This is a genomic window from Methylobacterium sp. Leaf104 (genome assembly GCF_001422885.1).
GTDB lineage: Bacteria > Pseudomonadota > Alphaproteobacteria > Rhizobiales > Beijerinckiaceae > Methylobacterium.
Genome location: NZ_LMMZ01000002.1, coordinates 199,179 through 211,319, shown reverse-complemented (window position 1 = coordinate 211,319; position 12,141 = coordinate 199,179). Strand labels below are relative to the sequence as shown.

General features: G+C 73.8%; 12 protein-coding genes. 10 read left to right on the top strand and 2 right to left on the bottom strand.

The window, feature by feature from the left end; translation table 11 throughout:
• Positions 1-178: 178 nt before the first annotated feature.
• The gene (locus ASF49_RS04885) at positions 179-886 is read right to left on the bottom strand and encodes a DJ-1/PfpI family protein (protein WP_056468622.1); all 708 of its coding nucleotides are present in this window, start codon (positions 884-886) and stop codon (positions 179-181) included.
• A gap of 58 nt (positions 887-944) precedes the next feature.
• Between ASF49_RS04885 and ASF49_RS04880 the strand changes: the two genes are divergently transcribed.
• The 5 genes from ASF49_RS04880 to ASF49_RS04860 all read left to right on the top strand — a co-directional run bounded on the left by ASF49_RS04880 (position 945) and on the right by ASF49_RS04860 (position 5,555).
• Positions 945-2,009: a GlxA family transcriptional regulator gene (locus ASF49_RS04880; protein WP_056468619.1), complete on the top strand. Its 1,065-nt coding sequence runs from the start codon at positions 945-947 to the stop codon at positions 2,007-2,009.
• Positions 2,010-2,133: 124 nt separating this feature from the next.
• Positions 2,134-3,873 (top strand): ArnT family glycosyltransferase, encoded by a 1,740-nt coding sequence (locus tag ASF49_RS04875; protein ID WP_056468616.1) that lies wholly within the window; start codon positions 2,134-2,136, stop codon positions 3,871-3,873.
• A gap of 21 nt (positions 3,874-3,894) precedes the next feature.
• Entirely contained in the window at positions 3,895-4,620 is a 726-nt protein-coding gene (locus tag ASF49_RS04870) for a glycosyltransferase (protein WP_056468613.1), read from the top strand.
• A gap of 3 nt (positions 4,621-4,623) precedes the next feature.
• Positions 4,624-4,965, top strand: coding sequence for a lipid-A-disaccharide synthase N-terminal domain-containing protein (locus ASF49_RS04865; RefSeq protein WP_056468610.1), 342 nt, complete (start codon positions 4,624-4,626; stop codon positions 4,963-4,965).
• Positions 4,962-5,555: a pyridoxamine 5'-phosphate oxidase family protein gene (locus tag ASF49_RS04860; protein WP_056468607.1), complete on the top strand. Its 594-nt coding sequence runs from the start codon at positions 4,962-4,964 to the stop codon at positions 5,553-5,555. Before ASF49_RS04865 ends, ASF49_RS04860 begins: the two co-directional genes overlap by 4 nt.
• A gap of 640 nt (positions 5,556-6,195) precedes the next feature.
• On the opposite strand, the gene metC is transcribed toward ASF49_RS04860, so the two are convergent.
• Entirely contained in the window at positions 6,196-7,383 is a 1,188-nt protein-coding gene (gene metC / locus ASF49_RS04855) for a cystathionine beta-lyase (RefSeq protein WP_056468604.1), read from the bottom strand.
• Positions 7,384-7,591: 208 nt separating this feature from the next.
• Between metC and ASF49_RS04850 the strand changes: the two genes are divergently transcribed.
• The 5 genes from ASF49_RS04850 to ASF49_RS04830 all read left to right on the top strand — a co-directional run bounded on the left by ASF49_RS04850 (position 7,592) and on the right by ASF49_RS04830 (position 12,101).
• The gene (locus ASF49_RS04850) at positions 7,592-7,879 is read left to right on the top strand and encodes a GIY-YIG nuclease family protein (RefSeq protein WP_056468603.1); all 288 of its coding nucleotides are present in this window, start codon (positions 7,592-7,594) and stop codon (positions 7,877-7,879) included.
• A 161-nt stretch (positions 7,880-8,040) separates the two neighbouring features.
• Complete coding sequence (locus ASF49_RS04845) at positions 8,041-9,051, top strand: amino acid ABC transporter substrate-binding protein (protein ID WP_056468600.1); 1,011 nt, start codon at positions 8,041-8,043, stop codon at positions 9,049-9,051.
• Between the two features lie 50 nt (positions 9,052-9,101).
• Positions 9,102-10,226: an amino acid ABC transporter permease gene (locus ASF49_RS04840; protein ID WP_243214709.1), complete on the top strand. Its 1,125-nt coding sequence runs from the start codon at positions 9,102-9,104 to the stop codon at positions 10,224-10,226.
• 13 nt (positions 10,227-10,239) lie between these two features.
• Positions 10,240-11,376, top strand: a complete 1,137-nt coding sequence (locus ASF49_RS04835) for an amino acid ABC transporter permease (protein WP_056468594.1) — start codon at positions 10,240-10,242, stop codon at positions 11,374-11,376.
• On the top strand, positions 11,373-12,101 hold the full coding sequence (locus tag ASF49_RS04830; RefSeq protein ID WP_056468591.1) for an amino acid ABC transporter ATP-binding protein: 729 nt from the start codon (positions 11,373-11,375) through the stop codon (positions 12,099-12,101). Before ASF49_RS04835 ends, ASF49_RS04830 begins: the two co-directional genes overlap by 4 nt.
• The last annotated feature ends 40 nt before the right edge of the window (positions 12,102-12,141 follow it).

Genomic DNA, 12,141 nt, shown 5'->3' with positions numbered 1-12,141 from the left:
AGCGTAAAGGAGATGCCACTGCGCATTCCGCCAGACTCGCAGGACAGGCCTCAAACCAAAACCCCACGCGGACTCAACCGTCAGACCTCAACCACTAGGGCCGCCGGCCCCGCCCGACAGGCGCGCAGAATACGTTTAAGAATGCGCCAAGGCCGGTCCGTGGCCGGCCCGACCCGCCTCAGGGAACGGCCGGCCCCCAGGCGACGATGTCGGTCGCGCCCGTGATCGCGCCCACGATGCGCTCGCGCTCGGCCCGGCCGGCGGCGAGGCGCCCCCGCACCGCCGCCAGCACGGCCGGGCCGGCGCCGGCGGGCGAGCCGGCGGCAAAGGGCGGCGCCGGCGCGTATTCCAGGCCGAGCTGGATCGCCTCCGCCGCCGGCTGCCCGGAGAGCTCGGCCGCCAGGGTCAGGGCGAAGTCGATCCCGGCGGTGACGCCGCCTCCCGTGAGGAGGTTGCCGTCGCGCACCACCCGCTCGGCCACCGGAATCGCCCCGAAGGCGGCCAGGAGGTCGAGGCTGGCCCAGTGGGTGGTGGCGCGCCGGCCCCGCAGGAGCCCGGCCGCCCCGAGCACCAGGGCGCCGGTGCAGACGGAGGTGACGTAGCGGGCGCGGGCCGCCTGGTCGCGCAGGAAGGCGAGGACCGCCGCATCCCGCATCAGCGGATTCACCCCGAGGCCGCCGGGGACGCAGAGCACGTCGAGCTGCGGGCAGTCGGCCATGGCCAGCGTCGGGGCGAGGACGAGGCCGGTGGAGCTCGTCACCGGCCCCCGGTCGGCGGCCACGAGGTGGACCCGCGCCTCCGGGATCCCGACGAAGACCTCGTAGGGCGCGGTGAGGTCGAGCTGCTGGACGTCGGGGAAGGCGAGGAGGCCGATCGCGAGGGGCATGGGGTCTGTCTCCGGCTGTCTGGACAGGGCGACCCTAACCCGGCAGGCTCTGGCCGGAATGACGAAGAGCCCTCGTTTCCTGCCAGACTTGCGCCCCGACGGGCCGCGTCGCATCGAGATTCTCGCCTTCCCGGGGGTGCAGCTCCTCGACGTGTCGGGGCCGCTGCAGGTCTTCGCCACCGCCAACGACCTCGCGGATGCCGGGCCCGTCCCCTATGCCCTGCGGGCGGTGGCGGCGGGCGGCGGCACGATCCGCAGCTCGGCCGGGCTCGGCCTCGCGACGGAGCCGCTTCCCCCCGCGGACGCGCCCGTCGACACCCTCGTGGTCACCGGCGGGCGCGGCGTCGACGGAGCGATCGCGGAGGGGCTGCCCGCCTGGGTGGCCGACCGGGCCTCCCGGGCCCGGCGGGTGGCCTCGGTCTGCACCGGCGCCTTCCTGCTCGGGGCGGCGGGCCTCCTCGACGGGCGCCGGGCGGTGACCCACTGGACCCGCTGCGACGCGCTCGCCCGGCGGCATCCGGAGGCCCGGGTCGAGCCCGACCCGATCTTCATCCGCGACGGCCCGGTCTGGACCTCGGCCGGGGTGACGGCGGGCATCGACCTGGCGCTCGCCCTGGTGGAGGCCGATCTCGGCCGGGCCGCGGCGCTGGCGGTCGCCCGGCACCTCGTGGTCTTCCTCAAGCGCCCGGGCGGCCAGGCCCAGTTCAGCACCGTCCTGTCGCAGCAGGTCCTGTCGCCCGCGGCGGGCGGCGGGCGCTTCGAGGCGCTCCAGGCCTGGATCGCCGACCACCTCGACGAGGATCTCACCGTGCCACGCCTGGCCGAGGCGGCCGGCATGAGCCCGCGCGGCTTCGCCCGCCACTACCAGGCCGCCACGGGGCTGACCCCCGCCCGCGCCCTGGAGCGCCAGCGGGTCGAGGCGGCCCGGCGGCTCCTGGCCGAGACGTCGCTGCCGGTGAAGCGCATCGCCGCGCGCTGCGGCTTCGGCTCCGAGGAGACCCTGCGGCGCAGCTTCCTCCGCCACGTGGCGGTGGCGCCCGCTTCCTACCGGCAGCGGTTCCGCGGGACCGGGGAGGAGGCGCCGGGCGCGGCGGCCAGCGACCCGGCGGAACCCGGGATTTGACATTCCCGGCCGCATCATCGACACCGCCGGCCTCGCGGCCTCGACCGGAATCATCGACCGGATTCCAGGGGCCGGGTGCCGGTCCGGAGCCGCGTATGTCCCCCCTGACGGCCCATCCCCCCGCATGACCGACCGCGTCACCGTGCCCCGCCCGGCCCGCGGGGACGCCTTCGCGTTCCCGGACACCCTCCTGTCCGCCGCGACCCGGAGCCATGCCTGGGCCTGCGCCCTCCTGGTGGCCCTCTGCCTCGTCTGCTTCCTGCCGGGCATCGCCTCGCTCCAGCCGATGGACCGGGACGAGCCGCGCTTCGCCCAGGCCTCCAAGCAGATGCTGGAGACCGGCGATCTCGTCGACATCCGCTTCCAGGCGGAAGCCCGCCACAAGAAGCCGGTCGGCATCTACTGGGCCCAGGCCGCGGTGGTCGGCGCCGCCGAGGCGCTCGGCGTGCCGAACGCCCGCACCACCATCGGCCTCTACCGCATCCCGTCCCTGCTGGGCGCCATCGGGGCCGTGCTCCTCACCTACTGGTCGGCCCTGGTCTTCCTGCCCCGGCGGGGGGCCTTCCTCGCCGCGGCCCTGTTCGGCGCCTGCGTCGTGCTCTCGGCCGAGGCGCGGCTCGCCAAGACCGACGCGCTGCTCTGCGCCTGCGCGGTGGCGACCTTCGGCGGCCTCGCCCGCGCCTGGCTCCAGCGCGACCGCGCGGCGGGCCGCCTCGACACCGCCGCGGTGCTGGCCTTCTGGCTCGGGCTGGCCCTCGGCATCCTGATCAAGGGCCCGATGGTGCCGCTGTTCTGCGGCCTGCCGGCCCTGATCCTCTCCGTCCGGTCGCGCTCCGGCCGCTGGCTCGGCGCCCTGCGGCCCGGCCTCGGCCTGCCGCTCACCCTGCTGATCGTGGCGCCCTGGTTCGCGGCCATCACCTGGAAGAGCGGCGGCGCCTTCTACGGCGAGGCGGTCGGCCACGACATGCTGAGCAAGGTCCAGGGCGGCTCGGAGAAGCACTTCGCCCCGCCCGGCGCCTACCTCGTGGCGTTCTTCGGCACCTTCTGGCCCGGCGCGGCCTTCGCGGCCCTCAGCGCGCCCTTCGCCTGGGGCCACCGGCGCGAGCCGGCCATCGCCTTCCTCCTCGCCTGGATCGTGCCGACCTGGATCCTGTTCGAGATCGTGCCGACCAAGCTGCCCCACTACGTGCTGCCGCTGATGCCGGCCATCGCCATCCTCACCGTGCGGGCGCTCGCCGCCGGCGCGCTGCATCCCGAGCGCCGGGGCGCGCGGCTCACCGCCGGGCTGGTGGTGCTGATCCCCGTCGGCCTCACCCTCGGCCTCTCGGCCTTCGCCTTCGCCTACGACCGGACCCTGCCCTGGGCCGGGCTGCCCCTGCTGCTCGGCGCCAGCGCCGTGGCGGCCCTGGCCTGGCGCGCCTTCGCCCGCGGCCTGCCCGAGCGCGCCCTCGGCCTCGGCATCCTGGCCGCGATGCTGCTCTCGCCGGCGGTCTTCGGCCTGACCCAGCCGGTCATGGCCGCCCTCAAGGTCTCGCCCCGCCTCGCGGCGATCCGCGATCGCCTGCCCTGCCCGCATCCGCGCGTCGCCAGCCTCGGCTACCGCGAGCCGAGCTTCGTCTTCCTGATCGGCACCGATCTGGCCATGCTCGGCACCGGCGCCGAGGCCGTCGACTTCCTGAAGGGGCCGGATTCGCGCACGGGAGAGGCCTGCCGCCTCGTCTACGTGGAAGGCCGGTTCGCGGCGGCGTTCGAGGCCGCCGCCGGGGCGGCCGGGCTGGCGCCGAACCGGGTCGGCACCGTCTCGGGCTTCAACATCAACGGCGGGCGCCGGGTCGACCTCTCGGCCTACGCGACGACGCCCTGACCCTCCTCGGATCGAACACCCATGCGCCTCTCCGTGATCATCCCGGTGAAGAACGAGGCCGGCAACATCGCGAGCCTCGTCGCCGAACTCGAGGCCGCCTGCGCGCCCCTGGCGCCCTTCGAGGTGATCTACGTCGATGACGGTTCCACCGACGGCACCGCCGAGGCCCTGCGGACGGCGCGAGCCGGGCGGCCCTGGCTGCGGGTGCTCGCCCACGACCGCACCGCCGGCAAGGCCGCCGGCATCCGCAGCGGCATCGCGGTGGCGCGGGGTCCGGTCTGCGCCCTGATGGACGGCGACGGCCAGAACGACCCGGCCTTCCTGGAGCCCCTGCTCCAGGCCATCGAGGCGGGCGGCGCCCGCGTCGGGCTCGCCCAGGGCCAGCGCGTCGGGCGCAAGGACGGGCGGCTGAAGAGCCTCCAGTCGCGCATCGCCAACGGGGTCCGGGTGCGCATCCTGAAGGACGCCACCCGCGACACCGGCTGCGGCTACAAGCTCGTGCGCCGCGAGGTCTACCACACCCTCCCGTTCTTCGACGGGCAGCACCGCTTCATGCCGGCGCTGGTCGCCCGCGAGGGCTTCGGCGTGGTCCACCGCGACGTGGTCGACCGGCCGCGCTTCACCGGCACCTCGAAATACGGCCTGTTCGACCGCCTCTGGGTCGGGCTCCTCGACCTGGCCGGGGTGTGGTGGCTGATCCGGCGCAAGCGGGTGACGCCGCGGGTCACGGACGTGACGGGAGCCTGAGCCATGCTGATCCAGCTCGCCGAGGACGTGCGCGGCTACGTCTACGACGTCTTCGTCACCCGCTTCGATGCCTGGCTGGTCTTCGGCATCCTGGCCCAGGCGGTGTTCGGCGCCCGCTTCGTGGTGCAGTGGCTCGCCTCCGAGCGGGCCGGCAGGAGCGTGATGCCCCTGGCCTTCTGGTTCCTCTCCATCGCGGGCGGCCTGATGACCCTGGTCTACGGCCTCGTGCGGCGCGAGCCGGTGATCATCTTCGGGCAGGCCCTCTCGACCTTCATCTACCTGCGCAACGTCGCCCTGATCCTGCGCGAGCGCCGCGCCGCCCGGGCGGCCGCCCCGGCGCGATGACGCCGCTGCCGCCCTTCCACGACGATCTCGGCGCGGCGCTCGCGGAGGTCTGGCGCCTGCTGGCGGAGGGGCCCGCCTTGCGCCGCAACGCCTTCCACATGCCCGCGCTCGCCACCGTCGACGCGCGGGGCCATCCGCAGGTGCGCACGGTGGTGCTGCGCGCGGCCGACCCGGTGGCCGGGACCCTGCGCTTCCACTGCGACCGCCGCTCGGACAAGGCCGCCGAGATCGCGGCCTCCGGGGTGGCGGCCCTGCACGGCTACGACTCCGCGGCCAAGATCCAGATCCGCGCCTCCGGCCCCGCGACGCTCCACGCCGACGACGCCCTGGCGGAGGCCGCCTGGGCCGAGTCGATGGCGATGAGCCGGGTCTGCTACGGCGCCGACCCCGCCCCCGGCGCGCGCCTGCCCGCGGGCGACGCCTACACCCTGCCGGACCCCGAGGCGGCCCTGACGCTCGGCCGGCCGAACTTCTGCGCCGTGGTGGTCACGCTCGCCCGCCTCGAATTCCTCTACCTCGACCGGCGCGGCCACCGCCGGGCCGCCTGGGAGCGGGCCGATGGCTGGCGCGGCGCCTGGCTGGCGCCGTGAGACCGCGCGGCGCCCGCGCGCGGCCATGCGGGCGCGGCCCCGCCGCCGGTGCCGGCGCGGGGGATGGCCCCAGGAACAGCACGCGAAACGGGAGACGCGGGACGCCGCGAGACCACGTTTCTTGAACTGGTATGCCGGTCCCCCGGCGTCCCCCGGCCCGGCCCCTCCGAGGGCCGGTCCGTTTCGTCACGGCGTCTTCTCGGCACCGGCGACCCGGCTGGTGGCAGCCCCCCTCCGGACCCCGGCGCCCCTGCGGGCGGCGACGTCCGGCGGCCGTCTGATCAGGGCACGAGGCCCCGAGCCCGCCTCGTAGTGGGCGGGCCGTCCGATCTCTCGGTGCGTCCCAGGGGACCGGGTGCGGCCGTGCGGCCTTCCAGCCGTGCGGCCTTCCCGTCCGGGACGCCTTGCGTCGCCGATGCGGCCCGGGGCGATGGCGAAACCGGGCCATCGACGCGGGGCGCCGTCTCCTCCCCCCGAGCCCCCCGACCCGGTCCGCCGGAGGGCCTCCCGTGTGGGAGGCGAGTGCCCGCACCGAACCACAAAATAGGAATATTGTCAATGTCTTTCGGGGCCGGCCGGACAGGCGTGCCGCGGCCAGCGGAGCGTTCCTCGTTCCGGCCGGCGCGGAGCCGGTCCGCGCTCACAGTGCGGCGCGCAACCGCGCGAACCCCGCGTCGAGATCCGCCTGCAGATCCGACAGATCCTCCAGGCCGATATGGAAGCGCAGGCCCGGTCCCCCCGGATTCCACCGGGTGGCGGTGCGGTACGTCGTGCAGTCGAACGGGATGACGAGGCTCTCGAAGCCGCCCCAGGAGAAGCCCATCCCGAACAGCTCGAGCCCGTCGAGCAGGGCCGCCACGGCCCGCTCCGGGGCGGGCTTCAGGATGACGCCGAACAGGCCCGAGGCGCCGGAGAAGTCGCGCTTCCAGATGGCGTGGCCGGGATCGTCGGGGAGCGCCGGATGGAGCACGCGGGCCACCTCCGGCCGGGCCTGCAGCCACTGCGCCATGGCGAGCCCCTGCGCCCCGTGCTCGCGCAGGCGCAGGGCCATGGTGCGCAGGCCGCGCAGGGCCAGGAACACGTCCTCCGGGCCGGGGCACATGGCGAAGTGCTCGAAGGTCCGGTGCAGGGCCGGCCAGTATTTCGCGTTGGCCGAGGTCAGGCCGAGGAGCAGGTCCGAGCCGCCGGAGAGGTACTTGGTCCCGGCCTCGACCGCGATGTCGACGCCGCGCGCATGGGGCGGGAACAGGAGCGGCGTCGCCCAGGTGTTGTCCATGATCACGGCGGCGCCGCGGGCGTGCACGATCGCGGCGATGGCCGGGATGTCCTGCATCTCGAAGCTCTGCGAGCCCGGCGCCTCCACGAGCACGGCCTTGGTGGTGTCGCGCATCAGGTCGGCGATGCCGGCGCCGATCAGCGGATCGTAGTACTCGACCGCGACCCCGAAGCGCTTCAGGACGCCGTCGCAGAAGATGCGGGTGGGGCGGTAGGCGGAATCGCTGACCAGCAGGTGGTCGCCGGCCGAGACCACCGCCATCAGCGCCACGGTCAGGGCGGCGAGGCCCGACGGCGTCAGCACGGTGCCGGCCGCGCCCGCGAGTTCGCTCCAGGCCTGCGTGAGCGAATCCGTCGTCGGCGTGCCGGAGGTGCCGTAATCGAAGCGCCCGCGCCGGTGCTGGAGGTCGTCGTAGGTCGGGAACAGCACCGTCGAGCCGCGGTAGATCGGCGTGTTGACGAAGCCGTGCTGGGCGGAGGGGTCGCGCCCCGCATGGACGAGGCGGGTGCTGGCGCCGAAGCGGGCGGGATCGCGGGGCGGGGTGTTGGACATCGGCACCGAGGGTCAGGGGAATGGGGGATCTGACGGCGCGGGATCACAGCCCCGCCCGGGTCGGCGCGTCAACCCGGGAAGCCATCCCCGTCATTCCGGGTCGCCGCCGGCGAGCCCGGAATCCAGAGCCGCGACCAACCTCGAAAAATCGCTGACGTGATCCCGCGATCGCGTCATGGTCGGCCATCCTTCGTGGATCAGCCGAGCCATGCCCTTCACCGTCTACATGCTGGCGAGCCGACGACACGGCACCCTGTACATCGGCGTGACGAACAATCTCGCGCGCCGCATGCACGAGCACAAGACGAAGCGCTCGGCCGGTTTCGCGGCCCGCTACGACGTCGATCGCCTCGTCTGGTACGAAGGCTACGAACGGGCCGCCGAGGCGATTCAACGCGAGAAGACGCTCAAGACCTGGCGTCGGGACTGGAAGATCCGGCTGATCGAGGAATTCAACTCGGACTGGTCCGATCTGACCGCGGGCCTCGCCCTGTGAGGCCGCCCCGCGGACGATGCGGGTGCTTGCCCGGCCGCGCGCGTCTGGATTCCGGGCTCGCCTGCGGCGACCCGGAATGACGGTGCGGGCCGAATGATCGGTGCGCGCTCTGGACGGTCCCCCCGGCTTGACCCCGCCGCCCGATGCCCCGCAATGCGCGCATGCGACTGGTCTCGATCCCGCTTCTCGCCCTCCTCGCCGCGGCCCCGACGCTCGCGCAGGGCGACACCCTCGCCCAGGTCAAGGCGCGCGGGCACCTCGTCTGCGGGGTCAGCGGCGGGGTGGCGGGCTTCAGCATGCCGGACGGGCAGGGGCGCTGGCACGGCCTCGACGTGGATTTCTGCCGGGCGCTCGCCGCCGCGATCTTCGACGATCCCGACAAGGTGCGGTTCATCCCGCAATCCTCGGCCGCGCGCTTCACCGCCCTGCAATCGGGCGAGATCGACGTGCTGGCCCGCAACACCACCTGGACCCTGTCGCGCGACACCGCCGCGATGAACTTTCCGGTGATCACCTTCTTCGACGGGCAGGGATTCCTGGTTCGGAAATCCCTGGGCATCAGCCAGGTCAAGCAGCTCGACCGGGCGACCATCTGCCTGCAGCAGGGCACCACCACCGAGCTCAACACCGCCGACTGGTTCCGCACCCGGGGCCTGAGCTACCAGGTCGTCACCTTCGCCAACAGCGAGCAGACGCTGGGCGCCTACGAATCCGGCCGCTGCGACGCCTACTCGACGGACAAGTCCTCCCTCTACGGCGAGCGCCTGAAGACCGCGCATCCCGACGAGCACGTCATCCTGGAGGAGGCGATCTCGAAGGAGCCCTTCGCGCCCGGCGTGCGCCAGGGCGACGATGCCTGGCGCGACCTCGTGGCCTGGACCCACTACGCCATGATCGACGCGGAGGAGGCGGGGATCACGCAGGAGAACGTGGACCGGCTCCGGGGCGAGACCCTGAGCCCGGAGGTGAAGCGCATCCTCGGGCTGGAGGGCAAGTACGGCCAGGGCCTCGGGCTGACCGGCGACTGGGCCTACCGGATCGTCCATCATGTGGGCAATTACGGCGACGTCTTCGCCCGCAACCTCGGCGACGGCACGCCCCTGAAGATCCCGCGCGGGCTGAACGCCCTCTGGACCAACGGGGGCCTGCAATACGGGCCGCCGATCCGGTGAGGGCCGGTCCGCCCCGGCCCGGATCGGCACCGAGATCCGCGCGCGCCCTCGTGCTCCAGGCCCTCGTCGCGCTCGCACTCGCCGGGCTGGCCTATCTCGCCGTCGCCAACGCGTCCGAAAAGCTCGCGCGCCAGGGCATCACCGCCGGCTTCGGCTTCCTCGCGCGGGCCGCCGGGTTCGACATCGGCCAGCGGCTGATCCCCTACGCGGCCGCCACCTCGACCTATCTCGACGCGTTTTGCGTCGGCCTCCTCAACACGCTCCTGGTCTCGGGCCTCGCCATCGGGCTGGCCACGCTGATCGGATTCGCCGTCGGCATCGCCCGGCTCTCGCCGAACTGGCTCGCCCGGACCCTGGCGGCCACCTATGTCGAGACCCTGCGCAACCTGCCGCTGCTGCTCCAGCTCCTGGTCTGGTACGTGGCCGTGCGGGTGGCGCTGCCCGAGGCGCAGCGTCCGGCCGCCTGGGGCGGGGCCTATCTCAGCCAGCGCGGGCTGGTCCTGCCGCGCCCGGAGTTTTTCGGATTCGGCTCGCTCGTGCCCCTGGCCTTCGGGGCGGGAATCGTCGGGGCCGCGGTCTGGGCGCGACGCGCGGCCCGGCGCGCCGGGGCCGGGGCCGAACCCGGCCGGTTCGCGGGGCCGGCCCTCGCCCTGGCGCTCGGGCCGCCGGCGCTCGCCTGGCTCGGGCTCGCCCTCGCGGGGCATCCCGTTGGGATCGCCTGGCCGTCTCCCGGCCCCTTCGGGCCGGAGGGCGGCCTTGGGATCCTGCCGGAATTCGCCGCCCTGCTCCTCGGATTGTCCACCTACACGGCGGCCTTCATCGCCGAGATCGTGCGCGCCGGCCTCAACAGCGTGGACCGGGGGCAGGGGGAGGCGGCCGCCGCCCTGGGCCTCGGCCGGGCCAAGGCCTTGCGCCTCGTCACCATCCCGCAGGCCATGCGGGTGATCGTGCCGCCGCTCACCAGCCAGTACCTCAACGTGACGAAGAACTCGTCCCTGGCGGTGCTGATCGGCTATCCCGACCTCGTCCACGTCTTCATGGGCACGGTGCTCAACCAGACCAACCAGGCCGTCGAGGTCGTGGCGATCACCATGGCGGTCTACCTGACCCTGAGCCTCGGCCTCGCCGCGCTGATGAACGCCTACGACCGCCGCGCGGCCCCGGTGACGCGATGAGGTCGATCGCTCCATGACCCGCGTCCGCGAGACCCTCCTGCCGCCGGCCCCGCCCCCGCGCCGGACCGGCGGCCCCGCCGGCTGGCTCCGGACGAACCTGTTCTCGGGGCCCGGCAACACCCTGACGACGCTGGTGATCCTGGCCGGGCTGGCGCTCCTGCTGCCGCCGGTGTTCCGCTTCCTCGTCACCGACGCGGTCTGGAGCGGGAATTCGGGCGAGGCCTGCCGCCCCGAGGTCGCCGGGCGCGCCGTCGGCGCCTGCTGGGCCTTCGTCGGCGCCAAGATCAACTACCTGGTCTACGGCTCCTACCCGGCGGCCGAGCGCTGGCGCCCGAACCTGTTCTTCGGCCTCGTGGCCCTGGGCACGGCCTGGATGCTGTGGCTCGACGCGCCGCGCCGCGGCCTCGGGGCGGTCTTCGTCTTCCTCGTCGGCCCGCTCCTGTCCTACGGGCTCCTCTCGGGGACTGCTGTCCTCGGCCTCGCCCCCGTCGCCACCAGCCTGTGGGGCGGCATCCTGGTGACCCTGGTGGTCTCGCTGGTGGGCATCGTCGCCTCCCTGCCGCTGGGCATCCTGCTGGCGCTGGGGCGGCGCTCCGAGCTGCCGGTCCTGCGCTATGCCTGCATCGGCTTCATCGAGTTCTGGCGCGGGGTGCCGCTGATCACCGTGCTGTTCATGGCCAACGTGATGCTGCCGCTGTTCCTGCCCGGGGACCTCACCGTGGACCGGCTGGTGCGGCCGCTCGTCGGCATCGCGCTGTTCGCCTCCGCCTACATGGCCGAGGTGGTGCGCGGCGGCCTGCAGGCCGTCCCCGAGGGGCAGGGGCGGGCGGCCCTGGCGCTGGGTCTGACCCGGTGGCAGGCCATGCGCCTCGTCGTCCTGCCCCAGGCCCTCAAGGTGGTGGTGCCGGGCATCGTCAACACCCTGATCGGCCTGTTCAAGGACACGACGCTCGTCTCCATCGTGGGGATCGCCGACTTCATCCGGGTGCTGGAGGCGGCGCGTGCCGATCCGCGCTGGTCGGCGCCGACGATTCCGGCCACGGCCTACGCCTTCGCCGCCCTGTTCTACCTCGCGGTCTGCTTCTCGATGGCGCGCTACGCCGCCTTCATCGAGCGGCGCCTGGCCGCCGGCGAGCGGGGCCGGGCATGACCGCGCCCGCCGTCGAATTCCGCGCCGTGAACAAGTGGTTCGGCAGCGCCCACGTCCTGCGCGCGGTCTCGCTCACGGTCGCCCGGTCCGAGAGGATCGTGATCTGCGGCCCTTCGGGCTCGGGCAAGTCGACCCTGATCCGCTGCGTCAACGGCCTCGAGCCGTATCAGGGCGGCACCGTCCGGGTGGAGGGCCGCGACCTCACCCCCGCCCGCATCCCGTCGGTGCGGCGCGCCGTCGGCATGGTGTTCCAGCACTTCAACCTGTTTCCCCACCTCACCGTCCTGGAGAACTGCACCCTGGCGCCGATCCACGGGCGCGGGATCGGACGCCGGGCCGCCGAGGCGCGGGCGCGGGACGAGCTCGCGCGCCTCGCCATCGCGGATCTGGCCGCCCGCTATCCCGGCCAGCTCTCCGGCGGCCAGCAGCAGCGCGTCGCCATCGCCCGCGCCCTCTGCCTCGACCCGGCGGTGATGCTGTTCGACGAGCCGACCTCGGCCCTCGACCCCGAGATGGTGCAGGAGGTGCTCGACACCATGACGGACCTGGCCGGCCGCGGCATGACCATGCTCTGCGTCACCCACGAGATGGGCTTCGCCCGGCGGGTCGCCGACCGGGTGGTGTTCATGGACGAGGGCCAGATCGTCGAGGCGGCGCCGCCCGAGGCCTTCTTCGATCGCCCCGCGCATCCCCGCACCCGGGACTTCCTCGCCCGCATCCTGTGAGCGGGGAAAGGTGTGCCGGCGCAGGACGCCGCGCGCCCGG

Excerpts from the sequence above, each read along its gene's own strand:
- ASF49_RS04885 (WP_056468622.1), bottom strand. The coding sequence starts at position 886 with ATGCCCCTCGCGATCGGCCTCCTCGCCTTCCCCGACGTCCAGCAGCTC.
- ASF49_RS04880 (WP_056468619.1), top strand. The coding sequence starts at position 945 with ATGACGAAGAGCCCTCGTTTCCTGCCAGACTTGCGCCCCGACGGGCCG.
- ASF49_RS04875 (WP_056468616.1), top strand. The coding sequence starts at position 2,134 with ATGACCGACCGCGTCACCGTGCCCCGCCCGGCCCGCGGGGACGCCTTC.
- ASF49_RS04870 (WP_056468613.1), top strand. The coding sequence starts at position 3,895 with ATGCGCCTCTCCGTGATCATCCCGGTGAAGAACGAGGCCGGCAACATC.
- ASF49_RS04865 (WP_056468610.1), top strand. The coding sequence starts at position 4,624 with ATGCTGATCCAGCTCGCCGAGGACGTGCGCGGCTACGTCTACGACGTC.
- ASF49_RS04860 (WP_056468607.1), top strand. The coding sequence starts at position 4,962 with ATGACGCCGCTGCCGCCCTTCCACGACGATCTCGGCGCGGCGCTCGCG.
- metC (WP_056468604.1), bottom strand. The coding sequence starts at position 7,383 with ATGTCCAACACCCCGCCCCGCGATCCCGCCCGCTTCGGCGCCAGCACC.
- ASF49_RS04850 (WP_056468603.1), top strand. The coding sequence starts at position 7,592 with ATGCCCTTCACCGTCTACATGCTGGCGAGCCGACGACACGGCACCCTG.
- ASF49_RS04845 (WP_056468600.1), top strand. The coding sequence starts at position 8,041 with ATGCGACTGGTCTCGATCCCGCTTCTCGCCCTCCTCGCCGCGGCCCCG.
- ASF49_RS04835 (WP_056468594.1), top strand. The coding sequence starts at position 10,240 with ATGACCCGCGTCCGCGAGACCCTCCTGCCGCCGGCCCCGCCCCCGCGC.
- ASF49_RS04830 (WP_056468591.1), top strand. The coding sequence starts at position 11,373 with ATGACCGCGCCCGCCGTCGAATTCCGCGCCGTGAACAAGTGGTTCGGC.